Annotated in this window: 20 protein-coding genes and 1 riboswitch; of the genes, 10 read left to right on the forward strand and 10 right to left on the reverse strand. The window is 38.2% G+C overall.

Going from position 1 to position 19028, the window contains the following annotated elements; translation table 11 throughout:
- Window positions 1-18 precede the first annotated feature (18 nt).
- From R6U77_RS11475 to R6U77_RS11490, 4 genes are all read left to right on the forward strand, one after another.
- On the forward strand, window positions 19-684 hold the full coding sequence (locus R6U77_RS11475) for a response regulator transcription factor (protein WP_319835731.1): 666 nt from the start codon (window positions 19-21) through the stop codon (window positions 682-684).
- Entirely contained in the window at window positions 681-2060 is a 1380-nt protein-coding gene (locus R6U77_RS11480) for a HAMP domain-containing sensor histidine kinase (RefSeq protein WP_319835732.1), read from the forward strand. Before R6U77_RS11475 ends, R6U77_RS11480 begins: the two co-directional genes overlap by 4 nt.
- A gap of 64 nt (window positions 2061-2124) precedes the next feature.
- Window positions 2125-2511: a hypothetical protein gene (locus tag R6U77_RS11485; RefSeq protein WP_293927613.1), complete on the forward strand. Its 387-nt coding sequence runs from the start codon at window positions 2125-2127 to the stop codon at window positions 2509-2511.
- Between the two features lie 75 nt (window positions 2512-2586).
- The gene (locus tag R6U77_RS11490) at window positions 2587-4017 is read left to right on the forward strand and encodes an o-succinylbenzoate--CoA ligase (RefSeq protein WP_319835733.1); all 1431 of its coding nucleotides are present in this window, start codon (window positions 2587-2589) and stop codon (window positions 4015-4017) included.
- Window positions 4018-4124: 107 nt separating this feature from the next.
- On the opposite strand, the gene R6U77_RS11495 is transcribed toward R6U77_RS11490, so the two are convergent.
- The 3 genes from R6U77_RS11495 to R6U77_RS11505 form a co-directional block, all read right to left on the reverse strand.
- Window positions 4125-5093, reverse strand: a complete 969-nt coding sequence (locus tag R6U77_RS11495; RefSeq protein ID WP_319835734.1) for a metal ABC transporter solute-binding protein, Zn/Mn family — start codon at window positions 5091-5093, stop codon at window positions 4125-4127.
- 103 nt (window positions 5094-5196) lie between these two features.
- The gene (gene yidD, locus R6U77_RS11500; RefSeq protein WP_293927607.1) at window positions 5197-5430 is read right to left on the reverse strand and encodes a membrane protein insertion efficiency factor YidD; all 234 of its coding nucleotides are present in this window, start codon (window positions 5428-5430) and stop codon (window positions 5197-5199) included.
- Window positions 5427-5579: a hypothetical protein gene (locus R6U77_RS11505; RefSeq protein WP_293927605.1), complete on the reverse strand. Its 153-nt coding sequence runs from the start codon at window positions 5577-5579 to the stop codon at window positions 5427-5429. The genes yidD and R6U77_RS11505 overlap by 4 nt, the downstream gene beginning before the upstream one ends.
- Window positions 5580-5677: 98 nt before the next feature.
- On the opposite strand from R6U77_RS11505, the gene R6U77_RS11510 reads away from it, so the two are divergent.
- The 3 genes from R6U77_RS11510 to R6U77_RS11520 are packed head-to-tail and all read left to right on the forward strand — an operon-like array spanning window position 5678 to window position 7282.
- A complete protein-coding gene (locus R6U77_RS11510) occupies window positions 5678-5992 on the forward strand; it encodes a transposase (protein WP_293927602.1) in 315 nt (104 codons plus the stop codon).
- Window positions 5993-6045: 53 nt separating this feature from the next.
- Window positions 6046-6519, forward strand: a complete 474-nt coding sequence (locus R6U77_RS11515; RefSeq protein WP_293927600.1) for an NUDIX domain-containing protein — start codon at window positions 6046-6048, stop codon at window positions 6517-6519.
- Window positions 6497-7282 (forward strand): alpha/beta hydrolase family protein, encoded by a 786-nt coding sequence (locus R6U77_RS11520; RefSeq protein WP_319835735.1) that lies wholly within the window; start codon window positions 6497-6499, stop codon window positions 7280-7282. The genes R6U77_RS11515 and R6U77_RS11520 overlap by 23 nt, the downstream gene beginning before the upstream one ends.
- Here the strand turns inward: R6U77_RS11520 and R6U77_RS11525 are convergent.
- The 5 genes from R6U77_RS11525 to pckA all read right to left on the reverse strand — a co-directional run bounded on the left by R6U77_RS11525 (window position 7274) and on the right by pckA (window position 13173).
- Window positions 7274-8365 carry a GerAB/ArcD/ProY family transporter gene (locus tag R6U77_RS11525; protein ID WP_319835736.1) on the reverse strand — a complete coding sequence of 364 codons (1092 nt, stop codon included), beginning with the start codon at window positions 8363-8365 and terminating at the stop codon, window positions 7274-7276. The genes R6U77_RS11520 and R6U77_RS11525 overlap by 9 nt on opposite strands.
- 15 nt (window positions 8366-8380) lie before the next feature.
- Window positions 8381-8617 (reverse strand): hypothetical protein, encoded by a 237-nt coding sequence (locus R6U77_RS11530; protein ID WP_319835737.1) that lies wholly within the window; start codon window positions 8615-8617, stop codon window positions 8381-8383.
- Window positions 8618-9820, reverse strand: a complete 1203-nt coding sequence (locus R6U77_RS11535; RefSeq protein ID WP_319835738.1) for a Ger(x)C family spore germination protein — start codon at window positions 9818-9820, stop codon at window positions 8618-8620. It abuts the gene before it with no gap.
- A gap of 20 nt (window positions 9821-9840) precedes the next feature.
- Window positions 9841-11394, reverse strand: coding sequence for a spore germination protein (locus R6U77_RS11540; RefSeq protein ID WP_319835739.1), 1554 nt, complete (start codon window positions 11392-11394; stop codon window positions 9841-9843).
- A 192-nt stretch (window positions 11395-11586) separates the two neighbouring features.
- Complete coding sequence (gene pckA / locus R6U77_RS11545) at window positions 11587-13173, reverse strand: phosphoenolpyruvate carboxykinase (ATP) (protein WP_319835740.1); 1587 nt, start codon at window positions 13171-13173, stop codon at window positions 11587-11589.
- Window positions 13174-13421: 248 nt separating this feature from the next.
- Window positions 13422-13539: riboswitch (SAM riboswitch) on the forward strand.
- Between the two features lie 183 nt (window positions 13540-13722).
- On the opposite strand from pckA, the gene metK reads away from it, so the two are divergent.
- The gene (gene metK, locus R6U77_RS11550) at window positions 13723-14928 is read left to right on the forward strand and encodes a methionine adenosyltransferase (RefSeq protein WP_293927582.1); all 1206 of its coding nucleotides are present in this window, start codon (window positions 13723-13725) and stop codon (window positions 14926-14928) included.
- 114 nt (window positions 14929-15042) lie between these two features.
- Here the strand turns inward: metK and R6U77_RS11555 are convergent, their stop codons facing one another.
- Window positions 15043-15561 carry a gamma carbonic anhydrase gene (locus tag R6U77_RS11555; protein ID WP_319835741.1) on the reverse strand — a complete coding sequence of 173 codons (519 nt, stop codon included), beginning with the start codon at window positions 15559-15561 and terminating at the stop codon, window positions 15043-15045.
- 159 nt (window positions 15562-15720) lie between these two features.
- On the opposite strand from R6U77_RS11555, the gene R6U77_RS11560 reads away from it, so the two are divergent.
- Together R6U77_RS11560 and R6U77_RS11565 are read left to right on the forward strand one after the other, a co-directional pair.
- A complete protein-coding gene (locus R6U77_RS11560; protein WP_319835742.1) occupies window positions 15721-16521 on the forward strand; it encodes an alpha/beta hydrolase in 801 nt (266 codons plus the stop codon).
- 324 nt (window positions 16522-16845) lie between these two features.
- Window positions 16846-18300, forward strand: coding sequence for an alanine/glycine:cation symporter family protein (locus R6U77_RS11565; RefSeq protein ID WP_319835743.1), 1455 nt, complete (start codon window positions 16846-16848; stop codon window positions 18298-18300).
- 66 nt (window positions 18301-18366) lie between these two features.
- Here the strand turns inward: R6U77_RS11565 and R6U77_RS11570 are convergent, their stop codons facing one another.
- Complete coding sequence (locus R6U77_RS11570) at window positions 18367-18864, reverse strand: helix-turn-helix domain-containing protein (protein ID WP_319835744.1); 498 nt, start codon at window positions 18862-18864, stop codon at window positions 18367-18369.
- Window positions 18865-19028: the final 164 nt, after the last annotated feature.

Below are 19028 nucleotides of genomic sequence, written 5' to 3' on the forward strand. Positions count from 1 at the left end.
GAAAAGGGTGATAAGTAAATGAGAAAAATTTTAGTTGTGGATGATGATCCAAATATTTTACAGCTAGTGAAGCTACATTTACAGTCTTGGCATTATGATATCATTTGTGCTTTAAATGGAATTGAAGCATTACAGCAAATGACAGAGGCTGTTGATTTAGCAGTTGTTGATGTAATGATGCCGCAGATGGATGGCTTACAATTAACGAAAAAGTTAAAGGAAGAATGGGAAATTCCAATTTTGCTGTTGACGGCTAAAGGGCAAATAGAGGATAAAAGAGAAGGTTTTAGTGTTGGGGCAGATGATTATGTCGTCAAGCCTTTTGAGCCAGATGAATTGTTATTCCGCATTCAAGCGATTTTACGGCGCTACGATAAGCCAACAGAAACAGCCATTGAAATAGGAGATTTACTCATTGACAGGCGCACATTACAAGTAATCAAAGGGCAAATGAAACTTGTTTTACCCCTTAAAGAGTTTGAGCTACTTGCTATTCTTGCAAGCAGGGCACAAATTTTTCAAAGAGATTATTTAATGGAGCAAATATGGGGATTAGATTATGAGAGTGATGATACGTTAAATACACATATTAAACGCCTAAGAGAAAAGCTTGTACGGCTTGAAAGCACTGTACAAATTACGACGATACGCGGCGTAGGCTACAAGCTTGAGGTTATGCAATGAAAATTTACTCTACTTTATATTTCAAATATATTGTCGTGACATTGGCTATTATGTTTTTTAGTGGTGTACTCGCATTGCTTGCAACAAATGCCTATTATCATCGTGTTATTAAAGAGCAAAACGATGCGAAAAATGTGGCGATTGTGCAAAAGATGACACAATATATTATGGAAAATGAGCAGCTAAATTTAGATGCCTATTTGCAAACATTGGCAAATGTTGGTTATCAGTTATATGTAGTTGATGGACAAGGACAGGATACCTTTTATGGTAGTGCTTTTCGCTTAACAGAGCTTGATGATAGCGTGAAGCATGCTGTTTTGGAGGGGCAGATTTATCATGGAATGCGCGATTATCCACGCCAGCTGTTTATTACAGGTTTTTTTGCCAATGATTTAACAAATTCTGTAGGTGTACCTTTTCATTATAATGGAGAAAAATATGCATTGTTTGTTCGTCCAGATATTCGTATGCTGTTCAGTGAAATGCATGTTGTACTTGGGAATATGATGCTGATTTCTTTAGTCGCAACGTTAATGGCTATTTTGCTTGCTGCTTGGTATTTAGTAAAGCCAATACGTGCTTTAACAAAAGCAACAAAGCAAATAGCGAAGGAAGATTATGATGTGACAATTGAGATTGCACGTACAGATGAGCTTGGGCTATTGGCGAAAAGCTTTAATAAAATGGCGCAGGATTTAAAGCAGCAGGATGAGACGCGCAAAAGCTTTATTCGCAATATTTCTCATGATTTGCAAACACCGTTACAAAATATAAATGGCTATGCGAACTTATTAAAAAGTAAAGAGCTAACAGACGAAAATCGCTTGCATTATGCGGACATTATCGAAGCAGAAACAGGTCGTCTCTCAAGCTTAACAACGCAGCTCTTACTGCTGAATTCACTAGACGAGCTTGCCTATAAAAGGCAACAAACAGCTATTAATATATCTGAGCAAATTGAACGAATTGTCATGAAAAATCAATGGCTAATTGAGCAAAAAGAGCTTGCCATATGGCTGCAATTGGACGAGGCGATATTTGATGGTGATGAAACATTGCTTGAAAACCTTTGGGAAAATCTTATTGCCAATGCGATTAAATATAATCGTCAAGGTGGCGAAATTAATATTACAGTACAAAGCGATTCGGCTGTAATTACGATCAAGATTGCCGATACAGGTATCGGCATTGAACAGGAGCATCTCCCGCATATTTTCAAGCGCTTTTATCGCGTGGATGAAGCGAGACAAACGAAGGGAACAGGCTTAGGACTGGCGATTGTTCAAGAGATTGTTCATTTTTACAATGGCCAAATTACGATGAATAGCAAAGAAAATGCAGGAACAACAATAATCATTAAATTGCCTAAGTAGTTCAGCTTGAGTTCAGATAGCGATATTACAATACTTCCATACACAATAGTATGGAGGTTTTTTTATGGAAAAAGTATGGAGTATACGTTTAATTCGTTTAGCAGCAATTTTTGGTTTAATAGGAGCAGTATTAGGCTCTGATATGGCAGGTTCGGGCAACTACCAATTTAGAGCAATTCATGCACATATGCTTGTTGTAGGCTGGCTATCCGTTTTTGCATGGGGATTATTTTATAAGATTTATCGTGTTCGTGTGAAAAAGTTGGTATCTTTACATGGTTGGATGACCGTGATAGGTTCAGTCGGTTTAACAATCGGCATGCTATTTTACAATGTCAATCCACTGCACATGAATGAAGTGTTCACATTAATTACGTTTATTGCAGGAGGCACTGCCCTATTAGTAAGCTTTTCGTTGTTTATTGCAATTACATTTTTGCTGGAGGAGTGAATTGTGTGAGAATTGTGTGTGTGCCTGGCACACACACAATATGCTACAATAATTCAATGAAGGAGGCGTTTAAAATTGCAGCCAAATTGGATTAAACAGCGTGCCTATTTAACACCAAATCGCATTGGACTCCGCTTTGGAGGAGAGAGCTGGACTTTTCAGCAATTGCATGAGGAAGCATTATATAAAGCAAGACAATTAGCCAAATTTGTTGGGCGAGGTGAGCGAGTAGCGATTTTTGCACCTTCTACCCCAGAGCTGATTAAAGTGATTTATGGGTGTATGCACCTACAGCTAGAAATGGTGCTTTTAAATGGGCGCTTGTCTACGGAGGAGCTTGCCTATCAAATTGAGGATGCACAGGTAGCGATGGTATTAGCTGCAGCTAGTGACGTACATAAGTTACCACAAAATATCGAAGTTATGACATTTGAGCAGCTAATAGAGACGGAAGCAATTGAAATCAATATTGCGACAGAGTGGCAGGACAATCAAACGATTTCTATTATGTATACTTCTGGTACAACAGGATTTCCGAAAGGTGTACGCCAAACTGTGCAAAATCATAGTATGAGCGCGATTAGCTCTGCATTGAATTTAGGCATTACAGAGCAGGATGTATGGCTTTGTACTGTACCAATTTTCCATATTAGTGGATTTTCCATTTTAATGCGGTCATTGTTGTACGGAGCAACAGTTTGCTTATATGAGAAGTTCGATGAGCAGGCTTGTGTGCAGGAAATTGTAGCAGGACGTGTAACAACTATATCGCTTGTATCAGTTATGCTCGAGCGTGTTTTAAGTGAAATGGAGCGCTTACAGGTGCAGGCGCATCCTAATTTTAAAACAGTGCTTGCGGGCGGTGGCTCGATTCCAGTTGACTATTTACAGCGTGCAGCGAAAGTACAGCTACCTGTTGTGCAAACATATGGAATGACAGAAACGTCGTCGCAAACAGCAACGCTTGCTAGCATTGATGCATTGCGTAAAATTGGCTCAGCTGGAAAGCCGCTATTTTTTAATGAGGTACGCATTCAAGGTACTGATGAGCCATTTGTTGAAGGAGAAATTTGCATTCGTGGCCCGCATGTCACACCAGGCTATATTGGTCGCTTTGCTGAGCGTGCAAGCACAGAAAATGGCTGGCTACTAACAGGGGATATTGGCTATTTAGATGATGAGGGCTATTTGTATGTCGTGGATCGTCGTGCAGATTTAATTATTTCTGGTGGTGAAAACGTTTATCCAGCAGAAATTGAAAATGCCTTACTTGCACATCCAAGCGTATTAGAAGCCGGTGTCTGTGGTTTAATGGATGACAAATGGGGACAAGTACCGATTGCCTTTGTCGTTTTAAAGCAAGCGGTCACAGAGGCTGAGCTACAGGCATTTTGTCATCAAAGGCTTGCGCGCTACAAGCTACCGAAGCAATTTTATTTCGTTGATAGCCTGCCACGCAATGGGGCAAATAAGCTGTTAAGAAGAAAATTAATCGAATTATTATAAGATAAAGCGCATGAAACCATAGATTTCATGCGCTTTACGTGTGAATATAAGCTGTTGTGTGCGAAATTCGCTTGCTTACGTGCGAATCATGCCATTCTACCTGTGATTTATTGCAAAGCCTTTGCCAATTGCTCAATATTATGCTGCATTAATGTGAAATACGTTTCATTATTTTTAATATCATCCTTCGTTAATACGCTTAAATTATGCAATGTTAATGCTTCTGCTCCAACTTCCTTTTGAATGACAGATGTTAAATTAGAAGAAACATTTTGTTCAAAGAAAATATATTGAATGTTTTCTGCCTTTGCTAAATCCACAATTTTAGCTAGCTGTTTTTGTGACGGCTCGCTTTGTGAGTTTAAGCCTGCAACAGGTACTTGGTTAAAGCCGTAATGTCCTGCAATATAGCCGAATGCTGCGTGCGATACGAAAAATGTTTTCTTTGCTGTGCTGGCAGCCATTTCTTCAAAATCAGCGTTCAATTGATCAAGCTCTTTTGTTAAAGCCTCATAATTTTTTGTGAAGAAAGCCTCTTGTTCAGGCAATGTAGCGACTAACTCATCTTTAATGGCGAGCGCAAGCTCCTTTGAAAGAACAGGAGATAACCAAACATGTGTGTCATGCTCATGATGACCGTGTTCCTCATGCTCACCTTCATGGTCGTGATCATGCTCTTCCTCATCCTCTGCATGCACGTGCCCTGTAGAAATATGGAATTGAGCCTCTGAAATATTGTTTGCAGTTGCAACTAATTTGACATGCTCATTTGCCAATGTTTTTTTAGCATTTTCTACAAAGCCCTCTAACCCTTGCCCAATATAAAAGAACATGTCAGCATCTGCTAGTGCCATCATATCCTTTTGTGTTGGCTCGAATGAGTGCTCATTTGCGCCAGCAGGGTAAATCGACTGAACATTCACGAATTCACCGCCAATACGCTCTGTAAAATATTGCAGTGGATAAACAGTTGTATAAACAGAAATTGTATCCTCAGATGAATTTTGCTCCTCACTACCACATGCTGCTAGCAATGCGACGATAGCGAATAAAAAGAAATAAAAAGTTTTTTTCATTGTTCAACTCTCCTAAATAGTAATTATTACGATTTGAATAAATCAACAATTTTTATCATATCGTAATCATTACGAAAAAACAACAAAAAAAGCCTTCGAAAATTTATTTTTTTTTCGAAGGCCATTTTTCTGGCACTGGATCAAAGCCACCTGGATGCAGTGGATGGCATTTTAGTATGCGCGTTGTTGTTAAAATGAATCCTTTTATTGCCCCATGCTTTTGAAAGGCTTCCAATCCATAGCTTGAGCAAGTAGGGTGGAAGCGGCAGGTTGGCGGTGTCATAGGTGAAATATATTTGCGGTAAAATTGGATGATCCAAATAAAGGGATATTTCATTTTCTATGGTGCTCGTCCTGTGATTTTGTAGGCATTGGATCAATCGTTTGTTTCGTTGAAAAATTATTTTGACGTGCAATCAATATAATAGCGATAGCGAATGTTGCCATTATAGCAATCACGATAATAAAAACTAATGGAAGACTCATCTAATTCACCTCCTCATCATTATAGCAAATTCCATATATTTCGCTATATAATCGTTTGACAAAATGGGTATCATAAGAAAAATGAAAGGAGCATGGAAATGAAAAAATGTCCGATGTATGTTTCGATAACGGATTTGACATGTAGCCATATCCCAAATTTATCGTCAAATGAATTTAAAGTAGAGCTAGAGCCTGCAATCGCCCGTATTTTTACAAAGCTATTTCATCAAATCAATGGTCTTGAAGGGCATAATTTATGGCGTGCCCATTTGCCTTATATACCGTACCATTATGATGCCTTAAATCATGATATTGATCGACGTCTACAAAAAATTTATGTCCTGCTGCATGAATTTGGTGATGAGCGTACGAAAAAGTTTGTTGAGCAATTGCCTTATTTTAAAGCTATATAATTGAACGCTGCCAGCTCCTTCGGTACACTAATAGCAAGAAGGAGTTGGCTACTATGTTTACGTTTATAGATGAAAATGGCTATAAAGTTGTTTTGCGTTTTGATCAAGGCCCTTTTGAAATTGAGCCTCGCCACGTTTTAGCACTTGTTCAACATCAAGGGAAATGGCTGTGTGCAGTACATAGAGTGCGTGGAGTAGAATTTCCAGGGGGCAAGCAGGAAGAAGGCGAAACGCTGTTACAGGCAGCAGCACGTGAAGTTTATGAGGAAACGCAGGTACATATAAAAGATGTGGAATGGTTTGCTTATTATGTAGTACATACAGAAACGCCGTTTTGCAAGGCAGTATTTACAGCAAAAGTGGAGGATATTGAAGCATTTGTAGGTGAATATGAAACGGCAGGGCGGCTATGGCTAACAACAGATGAGCTATTGCATCATCCGAATTTAAGCTTTTATATGCGCGATGCAGGCATGAAAAAGATGTTACAGGAAGTGAACCGTGATGAAGAAAGATGGAATGATTGAGGAAATTAGGCGTTATCCATCACCAAACGAGCAGGTGCGCATAGATGAAATTATTTATTGGTCCAATGGTTTGCGCATCAAAGGCTTATTGGCAAGACCGAAGAAGCAAGGGCAGTATGAGGCACTGCTCTATTTACGAGGCGGCTTGCAATTTATCGGCATGGTGCGTCCTGCACGAATAGCACAATTTGCTGCACAGGGATTTGTCGTATTTGCCCCTTATTATCGTGGGAACAGAGGGGGAGAAGGAAAGGATGAATTTGCAGGTGATGATCGCTATGATGCTGTTTATGCTGTAGATGTGCTTAAGCAATTTGCCGAAGTCAATCGAGTGCATCTATTTGGCTTTTCACGAGGTGGTATAATGGCACTTTGGACAGCGATTTTACGAGATGATATTAGCTCAATTGTGACATGGGCAGGTGCAGCAGATGTAACAGCGACTTATTGGGAGCGCATCGATATGCGTCGAGGGTTAAAGCGCATTATCGGTGGGACACCAAATAAAGTGCCAGAGCGCTATAAGGAACGTACGCCACTGCATCAAATAGCGAGCATTCAAGCACCTGTATTAATTATTCATGGTACAGAGGATGCGCATGTGCGTATCGAGCATGCCTATAAGCTACAGCATGCTTTGCAGAAGGCAAATAAAGCAGTGGAAACATGGTATGCACACGGCATGCAGCACCATTATCCACCACAGCTAAATCGTCAAACTGTTCATCAGCTTTGCATGTGGATGCTAAAGCAATCACTTTAAGCGTCTTATTTTAGCAATAAGTAGTAGCAAAAGAGGCAAAACAATCGCAAATGTTGCAGAATAAGGTAGCCAAACGCCTTGATTGTAAACATTGGCATAAGTAATATTCGGATGAATGATTTGAGAAAGCCCGATAAGTAACAACATTAATGGGAAAAGAAGTGGCTTTGCATCTCGAATATGAAAAATTTGCTTTAGCCCAATAAAAGCTGCATAAAAATACATAAAAGTACGAATATAAATCGTGATAATCCACATAAAGGTCATAATGACTTCAATTCTTTGAAAAAATTTGCCGAGAGAAATGCGCTGTGCAAGAATATAGCTCGGATAATTTTGAGAAGCGCTATTTACTACACCAAGCACCACTATACATAAAGTAATGAGTAAAATTAACACGACTCCACTTAGCAATGTGCCGATATAAAAGCCTTTGTTTGCGGAGTTGTTTTTATTAACAGTGTAAGGAAAAATCATTAATAATATAATTGCTGGAAAAGAGAAAATGCTCATAAAATAAAGTATGCTTGCCACCATTGATCTCGGTGCAGTGTCCAATACAGGCTGTAAATTTTCAAATTGAATATTTGGTGTAATAAAAATCACTAAACATATAAATAAAAAAATAAATACTGGGAAAAAAATTTCAGCTGAGCGCGCAAAGGTTTCTAAACCTAAATAGCTCGCCATCATCACAATTACTATAAATAATAGGACAAAGGCAAGATTTGGAGTTTCGGGCATAATTTCGATTTGCATAAAGCTACCGATAAAATAAAGCAATTCGGCTGCATTCATAAATGCAAAAAGTACAAATAAAAGAGCAATACCTCTTCCAAGCCATTTACCAAATACTTTTTCAATAATTTCTACAAAAGAATGCTGTGGCGCAATACGAGATACTTTAATAAATAGCATCACTAGTAAAAGGCTAAAAACGACGCCAATAATAGCAGCAATCCATGCATCCTGCTTAGACATTTCTGCTAAATAGGATGGGATAATTAAAATGGATGTGCCGATAAAAAATAGAAATGTAACAATCGTAAATTGCCGTGTACTAATCATTTGCTTATCGTTCATAATATGCATCGCTCCTTAAATGTGAAGGAATGCTTCAATAACATTGCTTAAAGGTTGATAAATAAATGTCACTAATTGTACAGGACTAGGTATGCGAAGGTGGAAGCTTAATGCAATTGCTACTGCTGTTCCTAATAGCAATATGATAAAAAATAACCATGTCGTTGCAGGCTCTTGATTGTTACGCAACGCAGTCCAATGTAAACAAATTATAATGACTACAATAATGATAATTACGATAGAAAATATCATTTACTTTGACTCCTTTATTGGATAGAACGTGGAGTTTTGTATAGTGCCTGGTGTAATTGTATCTACCTTTACATTGACAGTTACTTTGGCATTTTGAAAAAGCATTGGCCATTGCTCTTTTATCTTGCGCCATTTTTTAGGCTCTTGCCGATGGAGCACTTGACCGAAATGTACTACATCAGCATCATAGGTTTGCTGTAATGTGTGTAGTGTGTCTTCAATTTTTTTCGCAAGAGTAACAGATGTCTCATGATTAATATAATCCATCGTCTGCTTGGCTTGTAAATCAATCCTACATTTTACCTCACCTACATTTTGCTCCACATTGACTTTTATATCGAATGAAGGTACGTCATTCTCAAAGGTTCCTTTAATAGTTGTCTTAGAAGCGGTAATTTCAGTTGCTAAATTACCCTCCTCTGGACAAGCAACGATTTCAACAGTGCTTTTAATATTATTCATTAAAAAATTATAGCTTTTGCTTTGTTCTTCTGTCAGTATGCCAATCATTTTTCCGTTTTTAATAACAGCTAACCCACTATATTGTAAAATGGCGGATATTGTAATCTGATCAACATTTGCTTGCGTCTTACCAATTTGCTTATTACCAAGCAATGTAATAGTAGATAACACAAGATTGTTATTGCCATCATGTAAAAAAGTGATTAAATCATTCATTGTCATTGTGACAGTTGAGCCCCATGCCTTTTCAGAAGTTTTCAAAGAGCTTGTTATTTTATTTGCCGGTATTTTTTCAATAGGTGTTAAGACACTGACAATATCTTTAGCAGTATCCTCATGTGCCACAATAATATTAAAATCATTGCGAAATTCATGATCACGTGATAAAAAATCTAAAACTGGACGAATATCCTTTGTGACAAGCTCCTTTCCTAATATAACCATTTGTAAATGTGCAAAATACGATTTACGTGGTGATTCCAATGTTACTTTTCGAATAGCTTCATATAATGTTGAGCCTGTTGCCGAATAGGACGTTACGGGAGAGCGTCCACTCGTTGGCTGTTTAGAGGAAATTTCACCAGGATTAACAACTTGGACGGTTATTTCATATTCATCATCCACCTGATCAATACCTAATGCGACAACGATGGCAATCTCGTTTAGTTCTTTTTTGCTCCAGCAAGCACTGAGCAGAAGGCAGAGTATAGTGCATAGCAAAAGAGCCGCTATTTTCTTCATATCACTACTGCCTCCTTAATTTATCGTTTAAATGTTCTTTCGTACTTTGTTGCTCTTGTTGGATTGCTTTGGCTAACTAAACGTGGACGCTTAGTTAAAAATTTGCGTGGAAATAGTAAAACAGCGTCTTTTTGATCTTCAAGAATCAGCGGTGCAAATGGACTTAAATAAGGAACGCCAAATGAACGTAAGCTACATAAATGTAAAACGAGTGCCAATGTAGCAATCATAACGCCAAATAAACCGAAGCCACCTGCGAGTAAAATAAATGGGAATCGTAAAATCCGAATAGAATTAGATAATCCGTATGATGGAAATAAAAAACTACAGATGGCAGTTAAAGCAACAATAATAACTGTTACTGCAGATACAACTCCTGCTTCAACAGCTGCTTGCCCAATAACCAATGTACCAACAATGGACACAGCTGGTCCGATTGTGCGGGGCATACGTAGCCCAGCTTCTCGCAAAATTTCAAAGGCAATTTCCATGATTAACGCTTCAATAACAGCAGGGAAGGGCACACCTTCACGCTGAGAAGCAATACTAATGAGCATAGGTGTTGGCAACATTTCATGATGAAATGTTGTAATAGCAACATAAAAGGACGGCGCAATTAATGAAATTCCGATAGCTGCAATCCTTAATATGCGTATAAACGAACTAACAAACACATTGGAATAATAATCTTCAGATGATTGTAGGAAGGAGGTAATTAAAGCAGGTACAATAAGAACAAAAGGTGTACCATCAACTAAAATTGCTACTTTTCCTTCAAGCAGCTCGGCAGCAATAACATCTGGCCGTTCGGTATTATACATTGTTGGAAACAACGTAAATTGAGCATCTTGAATTAATGATTCAATATAGCCACCTTCTAAAATACCATCAATTTCAATTTTATCTAGGCGTGCTAGCACCTCTTTCACTACTTTGTCATTGACAATGCCATTAATATATACGATGGCTACATCTGTTTGAGTGACAGAGCCAATCACTTTCGTTTGAATCCAGAGGTTAGGGTTTTTAATCTTTCGACGAATTAATGCTGTATTTGTACGCAATGTTTCCGTAAATGCCTCGCGTGGCCCACGTATGACAGACTCAGCGGCAGGCTCCATGACGGGTCGATCTTTTGCATCCTTCATACTTGCGGCAAGTGCAACTGCTACTCCATCTAGTAAAATAATCGTACTGCCATTGAAAAGAGAGCGATAAAGTGCAGCGAAATCTTTAATTTCCTGTATGTCACCAATTGTTAAACAATACTGTTTCAAATAGTCAGTCGTATTCTCCATATTGAGCTCAATTTCATCGGTAAATTGCCCTGTAAGGCGCTCTAGCAACGTATTCGTCAGCTCTTCTTTATTTACTAAACCATCAATATAAATAAGGGCGATGGACTGTTTGGCAGATTTGCCAACCAATAATTGCCGTACCATCACATCATTGCTATGACCAGTAGCTTGTTTAAGCGCATCAATCGTTTTGGATAATGAAGTGAATAGCGGCTGTGGCTGTGCATTTGGTGATAATTCAGAATCAGCACGGTGTGGTGTATTCGAACCCTTCATTTTTATCTCCTCCAAACGACTTTCGTTGAATAAATTGAGGATGGGCAAAAAAAGGTGAATTTAAACAGCGAATGTGGAATTAATATTGAATTGTGTGCAAATTGTGTGTGTGCCTGGCACCGAAACAAAAACAAGAATAAGCTGTCAGGAAAGTAGTTTGCTACTTTCCTGACAGCTTATTTTTTAAAATTATTAAGCTAATGGGCCACCTTTTTTCGAAATTTCTTCCGAAACGTTAGCGAATTTTTTAAAGTTATCATTGAAAAGGCTTGCTAAATGTTTCGCCTTTTCATTATATGCATCCTTATCAGCCCAAGCATCACGAGGGTTTAATACTTCGGATGGCACACCTTCGATTGCTGTTGGGATGTGTAGGCCGAATACATCGTCTTGCGTTGTTTCAACATCGTTTAGCTTGCCGTCAATTGCAGCGCGAACCATTGCACGTGTGTAAGAAAGCTTCATACGGCTACCTACACCATATTCGCCACCAGTCCAGCCTGTGTTAACTAAAAATACTTGAGAGCCATGCTCATCAATTTTCTTGCCTAGCATTTCTGCATAAACTGTTGCAGGAAGCGGTAAGAATGGAGAACCGAAGCATGTTGAGAATACTGGTTCTGGCTCTGTTACACCACGCTCTGTACCTGCTAGCTTTGATGTGAAACCGCTTAAAAAATGATACATCGCTTGCTCTTTTGTTAATTTAGAGATTGGAGGCAATACCCCAAATGCATCTGCAGTTAAGAACACAATTGTTTGTGGGTGTCCTGCTACAGAAGGTTTTGCAATGTTTTCGATATAATCAATCGGGTAAGCAACACGTGTATTTTCTGTTAATGAACCATCATCATAGTTGCAAATACGTGTGTTTTCATCAACTACAACGTTTTCTAAAACAGCGCCAAAGCGGATTGCGTTATAAATTTCAGGTTCTTTTTCTGCTGAAAGGTTAATTGTTTTTGCGTAGCAGCCACCTTCAATATTAAATACGCCGTTGTCTGACCAGCCATGCTCATCATCACCGATTAACTTGCGATCGCTATCTGCTGATAAAGTTGTTTTACCTGTGCCAGATAGACCGAAGAATAGTGCAACATCGCCTGCCTCACCAACATTTGCTGAACAGTGCATTGATAAAATACCTTGCTCAGGTAATAAGTAGTTCATAATACCGAAAATAGATTTTTTCATTTCACCAGCGTATTCTGTACCACCGATTAAAATAACTTTCTTTTCTAATGACACGATAATGAAAGTTTCAGAGTCTGTGCCATCCACAGCTGGATCTGCTTTGAAATTAGGAGCAGAAACAATTGTGAAGTCTGTTGTATGTGCAGTTAGCTCTTCAGCAGTTGGACGGATAAATAATTGGTGGCAGAATAAATTGTGCCATGCATATTCATTAATTACTTTAATGCCGATTTGCGAATCTTTATCTGCTCCAGCAAAGCCATTAAAGACAAAAAGCTCATCGCGCTCTTTTAAATAATTAACTACTTTTACATATAGTTTTTCAAACACTTCAGAAGAAATTGGACGGTTCACTTTGCCCCAATCAATTTTATCTTTTGTGCTTTCTTCCTCAACCGTATATTTATCTTTAGGAGAACGACCAGTATATTTGCCTGTCTCAGCACGCAATGCACCATCAACAGTTAAAATTGCTTCTCCACGAGATGTTGCTTTTTCTACTAACTGTGGAACAGAAAGTTGAACATGAACATTTGTACCATTTAATAAATCTTTCAGTTCGTTCGCAATTTCTACTGAATTCATCGTTTAAAACCATCCTTTTGTTTATAATATTCCCATTAATAAAGGGTATTTCTTTCTTTCGAATACAAAAAGTATAACACATTAAACGAAATAGTCTATACTAATTCGTTATAAATTTATGAAATTTTATGGCGAATTCGTGTAACTGTATAAAACGGATGTCATAGGATGTAGTCCAACGAAAAATAAACGTATATAGCATTTGACAGTAGAAAAAGAATTATGTATTATATGAAATTGAACGGATACTCTTATCCCGAGCTGGTGGAGGGTCAGGCCCTATGAAGCCCGGCAACCTGCATGACTTTTCACATCATGCGTTGGTGCCAACCTGATGCAAGGAGATTTCTCCTTGAACGATAAGAGTGAAAGGGAACGAACATACAATCCTTTCTCTCATACTAAATGAGTGGAAGGTTTTTTTATTGCAAATTTGAACCATTACACCTTTCAAAATCCTCGTGTTAAGAAGCGATAGCGGCTTGAAATAAGCTTGACATGGGTAACGAGTACCGTATCATATTCGCAGGAATTATAGGAGGAAATAACATGACAAACCGTAGATTATTTACATCAGAAAGTGTAACAGAAGGGCATCCAGATAAAATTTGTGACCAAATTTCAGATGCAATTTTAGATGCAATTTTAGCAGCAGATCCAAATGCGCGTGTAGCATGTGAAACAACTGTAACGACAGGTTTAGTATTAGTTGCAGGAGAGATTTCAACTTCAACTTATGTAGATATTAAAGGCATTGTACGTGATACTGTTGCAGAAATTGGCTATACACGTGGTAAATATGGCTTTGATGCAGAAAACTTAGCTGTGCTTGTAGCGATTGGCGAGCAATCGCCTGACATCGCACAAGGTGTAGACCAAGCGCTTGAAGCGCGTGAAGGCTCAATGACTGATGAAGCAATCGAGGCGATTGGCGCAGGTGACCAAGGTTTAATGTTTGGTTATGCATGTAACGAAACACCTGAGCTTATGCCGTTACCAATTAGCCTTGCACATAAGCTAGCACGTCGTTTAACTGAGGTTCGTAAATCGGGTGAATTACAGTATTTACGTCCAGATGGTAAAACACAAGTAACGGTAGAATACGATGAAAATAATGTACCAGTGCGTGTGGATACAATCGTTATTTCGACACAGCATGATGAGGAAGTAACATTAGAACAAATTCAAGCAGACTTGAAGCGTGTTGTCATTGCACCAGTAGTGCCAGCAGAATTATTAGATGATGCAACAAAATACTTCATTAACCCAACAGGTCGCTTCGTTATCGGTGGACCAAAAGGGGATGCTGGCTTAACGGGTCGTAAAATTATCGTAGACACATATGGCGGCTATGCACGTCATGGTGGTGGTGCATTCTCAGGGAAGGATGCAACGAAGGTTGACCGTTCAGCAGCTTATGCAGCGCGTTATGTAGCGAAAAATATTGTTGCAGCAGGCTTAGCAGAGCGTGCGGAAGTGCAGCTTGCTTATGCAATTGGTGTAGCACAGCCTGTATCGATTGCTGTTGATACGTTCGGCACAGGAACAGTGTCATCATCACAAATTGTAGAATGGGTACGTGAGCTATTTGATTTACGTCCAGCAGGCATTATTAAAATGTTAGATTTACGCCGTCCAATTTACAAACAAACGGCAGCTTACGGACATTTTGGCCGCACGGACTTAAATGTTCCTTGGGAGCAAACAGATAAAGCGGAAGTATTAAAAGAAAAAGCAGCATTATTAGTGAAATAATAAAATGATAAAAGGCTGTCATGAAATGTAGGTCAATACCTTACTTTCTTGACAGCTATTTATTATTTATCTAGTGTAAGACTCCCACTTCAAAATAGTTAAGTGGGGTGTGGTTCACACATCTTCTTTTAATGATTTATAATATTGGCCTTTTTCTACATATTCACGGATGATGCGATCCATATCTTTGCGGTCCTCTGCGTTTATTTCGCGCACTACCTTTGCAGGACGTCCCATTGCGAGCATATTGGCAGGAATTTTTTTGCCTGGAGGAACGAGGCTTCCCGCACCGATAAAGGCACCTTCCCCAATTTCAGCACCATCAAGAATGATAGAGCCCATCCCAACTAATGCACGTTTGCGAATTGTACAGCCATGCAATGTTACTTGATGACCGATTGTTACTTCATCTTCAATCACCACGGGATTGTTTGGGCTTTGATGGATACAGCTTAAATCTTGTATGCTGACACGTTTACCGATAATAGTTGGTGCTACATCGCCGCGAATAACTGTATTAAACCATATTGTAGATTCCTCTCCAATTGTGACATCCCCTGTTATTGTAGCGAAATCTGCGATAAATGCAGTCGAATCAATTTTTGGCATTATCCCTTTATATGGGTAAATCATGTTAAAAACGCTTCCTTTCTTTATGCAAACTATGCAACCATCGTATCAAAAGTAGGGAAAAATAGAAAATAAAATTTAAACAATCGTATAAATACCGATTATAATAAAGGCATCTATTTCATGATAAAAAGAACAGGTTAAAATATAGGAGGGATTGCAATGTGGAAATGGGAGGCTGAAGGACAGCCAAAAGCAGTTGTTGCAATTGTCCATGGAGCATATGAGCATCATCGTTGGTATGCTTGGCTAATTGAAAAGCTGCGAAGCGCAGGATTTCACGTTGTAATGGGGGATTTACCAGGACACGGAGCACAGGCAAAAAATATCAATTATCACGATGAAGATTTTTTTAAATATGAGGACTATGTAAAGCAATTAATAGAAATAGGCTTATCGGAAAATTTGCCTGTATTTGTTATAGGTAATGGTTTAGGTGCAACAGTATTAATGAATGTTTTACAAAAAAAGCAGCTGGAATGTGCAGGTGTAATCTTTATTTCACCATGGATGCACTTAAAGCTACTGCCTGGGAAAATGTCCAATGCCTTAACAAGTATTAGTGCATTAACATCTAGTGTAAGGCTCAATCATGAAATTACGATGCAGCTGATGTCTCGAAATGCAGAGGTATATGAAGAGTTAAGAGATGACATACCGCATAATACAACTGTTACAGTGAAATGGTATAAAGATTTGCAACAGCTTTTAAAGCGCTTGAAAAATCCAGAAGTAAAATTTCACAATATGCCTGTCTTGATGATGACGGGTGAAAGAGACCAAATTACGGATATACAGGCATCAAAAAGCTGGTTAATGCAGCAGCCATTATCGCATTTTCAATATAAAGAATGGGCTGATTGTCGCCATAGTTTATATTTTGAAATGGAAAGAGAAGAAGTATATTTATACACAAAAGATTTTATGAATAATGTGTTACGCTCATTAGGCTATATTATTTAAACATATATACATTATGTTTGTTTAATAATAAATTTTAAAGTTTTGTCATAGTAAACCACTTTACACAAATTGGCTTTTTTTGTTTGACAAATAAACAGTATAAGTCATGAGAATGCTTTAACCAATTAGTGAAGTAATAACAAGCGAGGTATGTTAGAAATATTTCTAACATACCTTTCTTAGTTTGAAAGCTGAAAAAATCTATCTTTTTTAAAATTTCACAATACGAAATATTTAGAATTTTTTAAAAATGTATTGCATAAAAAATGCATATGTAATATAGTAAACTTCAAAATAATACATTATTTTCAAAGGGGGATTTTAATGGATTCGGTAGTAAGTTTTTTAAATGGTATTTTATGGGGACCATTTATGATTTACGGTATTTTAATTGTAGGTTTATTTTTCTCGATTTTAACGAAGTTTGCACAAGTACGATTAATTAAAGACATGTTTAAGCTAATGTTTACAGGGGAGAAATCAGAGGCTGGGGTATCCTCTTTCCAAGCGATGTCGATTGCTTTATCTGGTCGTGTTGGAACAGGTAATATTGTAGGGACAGCATCGGCAATTGCATTTGGAGGCCCTGGAGCTGTGTTCTGGATGTGGATTACAGCATTTATTGGTGCATCAACAGCTTATGTAGAGTCTACGTTGGCTCAAATTTATAAAGAGAAGAAAAATGGCGTATATCGAGGAGGTCCCGCCTTCTATATTGAAAAGGCGACAGGTATGCGTTGGTTTGGTATGTTATTTGCAGTTTCGGCTATTTTAGCGGTTGCATTTTTAATGCCAGGTGTACAATCTAATGCGATTTCTGGTGCTGTAAATAATGCTTTTGGCATTTCACCATGGGTTACAGGTATTATTATTGTTGGATTATTAGGCTTTATCATTATTGGTGGTGTAAAACGTATTGCAAATGCCGCACAAATTTTAGTACCATTTATGGCAATTGTATACTTATTAATGGCAGCAATTATTATTATTATGAATATTGGCGCAGTACCAGGTGTTTTAAAATTAATTTTTGAAAGTGCCTTTACGCTTGATGCAACATTTGGTGGGATGATTGGTTCAGCAATTGCTTGGGGGGTTAAACGTGCCATTTACTCAAATGAGGCTGGTCAAGGTACGGGTGCACACCCAGCGGCAGCAGCGGAAGTATCGCATCCTACAAAGCAAGGTTTAGTACAAGCTGCATCGATTTATATTGATACATTGCTTGTATGCTCAGCAACAGCATTAATGATTTTATTTATGGGGACGTACAATGTAAATGAAGGCAGCTCCGAAGGGGAGTTAATCGTTGAGCATGCGCCAGGTATCACATATTCAGAATTTACACAAGCAGCGGTAAACAGCGCATTCCCATCGTTAAATAACTTTGGTGCTGGGTTTGTTGCAATAGCATTATTCTTCTTCGCCTTTACAACATTAATGGCTTACTATTATATTGCAGAAACCAATGTCTCCTATATGTTCTCAGGCAAAGCTGAGCAAATAGGTATTTGGATAGCGAAATTTGTATTATTAGGCTCTTCATTATATGGTGCAGTGAGAACATCTGACTTAGCATGGGCATTTGGTGATTTAGGCTTAGGCTTGATGGTATGGATTAATGTCATAGCGATATTAATTATTATGAAGCCTGCAATGCTCGCATTAAAAGATTACGAGCAGCAGAAAAAAGAAGGAAAAGACCCGCAATTTGACCCGATTAAACTTGGCATTAAAAATGCTGATTTCTGGGTTGAGCGTAATAAAGAAAAAAAATAATATGAAGCTGCAACAGGTGTTTGGAAAGTAGGCGAATGCGTGCTTTTTGGACACCTGTTTGCCATTTTATAGAGACGAGATAAGCAGAAATTTTGTTGGTATTTCCCCCTCGTTCCACCAAATATGACTTTCCGTAGAGGAGAACATGACGTGCTGTCCAACTTGTAAAACTCTTTTTTGCTCTTGGTAGGAAAAGGCTAGCTCACCTTCTAATACATAAATAAACTCATACCCTAAATGTGTAAGCTCTTGTGAGCCATTTTCATTAGGTAACAGTGTTACAAGCATCGGCTGAAATGGTGCCGCTACTATAGTAGGCGCTAGGTTTTCATAGTGAAAAGGCAATGTCGTCTTTATATCTTGTGGTGCTTGTTCAAAAAAAATTGTTGGTGAAACTTGTAATGCATCGCAAATTTTACGTAATGATTGCAGTGTTGCACTGCATTTTCCAAGCTCTAGCTGTGATAAAAAGCTAATGGAGACACCTGTTTCTTGTGCTAATTGTTTTAATGTAATTTTTTTCTCCTTACGTATTTTCCGAATCTCCTCACCGATAAATTGCATTCGAATCCCCTCAATTCAAATATCTTTTTCTTTCTATAGTAGTGTTCTAATTTAGAAAAGTAAAACTATCAACACAAAATATTTATTTTACTGAATATTTTGTTTATTCAAAAAGATGATTGACAATGAATCTCAATAGTGAAATAATAGGTTCATAAAATTGA

It is taken from the genome of Lysinibacillus louembei (genome assembly GCF_033880585.1).
Taxonomy (GTDB): Bacteria; Bacillota; Bacilli; order Bacillales_A; family Planococcaceae; genus Metasolibacillus; species Metasolibacillus louembei.

Excerpts from the sequence above, each read along its gene's own strand:
- R6U77_RS11540 (WP_319835739.1), bottom strand. The coding sequence starts at position 11,394 with ATGAAGGGTTCGAATACACCACACCGTGCTGATTCTGAATTATCACCA.
- R6U77_RS11475 (WP_319835731.1), top strand. The coding sequence starts at position 19 with ATGAGAAAAATTTTAGTTGTGGATGATGATCCAAATATTTTACAGCTA.
- R6U77_RS11570 (WP_319835744.1), bottom strand. The coding sequence starts at position 18,864 with ATGCAATTTATCGGTGAGGAGATTCGGAAAATACGTAAGGAGAAAAAA.
- R6U77_RS11480 (WP_319835732.1), top strand. The coding sequence starts at position 681 with ATGAAAATTTACTCTACTTTATATTTCAAATATATTGTCGTGACATTG.
- R6U77_RS11530 (WP_319835737.1), bottom strand. The coding sequence starts at position 8,617 with ATGATATTTTCTATCGTAATTATCATTATTGTAGTCATTATAATTTGT.
- R6U77_RS11560 (WP_319835742.1), top strand. The coding sequence starts at position 15,721 with ATGTGGAAATGGGAGGCTGAAGGACAGCCAAAAGCAGTTGTTGCAATT.
- R6U77_RS11510 (WP_293927602.1), top strand. The coding sequence starts at position 5,678 with ATGAAAAAATGTCCGATGTATGTTTCGATAACGGATTTGACATGTAGC.
- R6U77_RS11535 (WP_319835738.1), bottom strand. The coding sequence starts at position 9,820 with ATGAAGAAAATAGCGGCTCTTTTGCTATGCACTATACTCTGCCTTCTG.
- R6U77_RS11565 (WP_319835743.1), top strand. The coding sequence starts at position 16,846 with ATGGATTCGGTAGTAAGTTTTTTAAATGGTATTTTATGGGGACCATTT.
- yidD (WP_293927607.1), bottom strand. The coding sequence starts at position 5,430 with ATGAAATATCCCTTTATTTGGATCATCCAATTTTACCGCAAATATATT.
- metK (WP_293927582.1), top strand. The coding sequence starts at position 13,723 with ATGACAAACCGTAGATTATTTACATCAGAAAGTGTAACAGAAGGGCAT.
- R6U77_RS11515 (WP_293927600.1), top strand. The coding sequence starts at position 6,046 with ATGTTTACGTTTATAGATGAAAATGGCTATAAAGTTGTTTTGCGTTTT.
- R6U77_RS11525 (WP_319835736.1), bottom strand. The coding sequence starts at position 8,365 with ATGAACGATAAGCAAATGATTAGTACACGGCAATTTACGATTGTTACA.
- R6U77_RS11485 (WP_293927613.1), top strand. The coding sequence starts at position 2,125 with ATGGAAAAAGTATGGAGTATACGTTTAATTCGTTTAGCAGCAATTTTT.
- pckA (WP_319835740.1), bottom strand. The coding sequence starts at position 13,173 with ATGAATTCAGTAGAAATTGCGAACGAACTGAAAGATTTATTAAATGGT.
- R6U77_RS11495 (WP_319835734.1), bottom strand. The coding sequence starts at position 5,093 with ATGAAAAAAACTTTTTATTTCTTTTTATTCGCTATCGTCGCATTGCTA.
- R6U77_RS11555 (WP_319835741.1), bottom strand. The coding sequence starts at position 15,561 with ATGATTTACCCATATAAAGGGATAATGCCAAAAATTGATTCGACTGCA.
- R6U77_RS11520 (WP_319835735.1), top strand. The coding sequence starts at position 6,497 with ATGAAGAAAGATGGAATGATTGAGGAAATTAGGCGTTATCCATCACCA.
- R6U77_RS11505 (WP_293927605.1), bottom strand. The coding sequence starts at position 5,579 with ATGAGTCTTCCATTAGTTTTTATTATCGTGATTGCTATAATGGCAACA.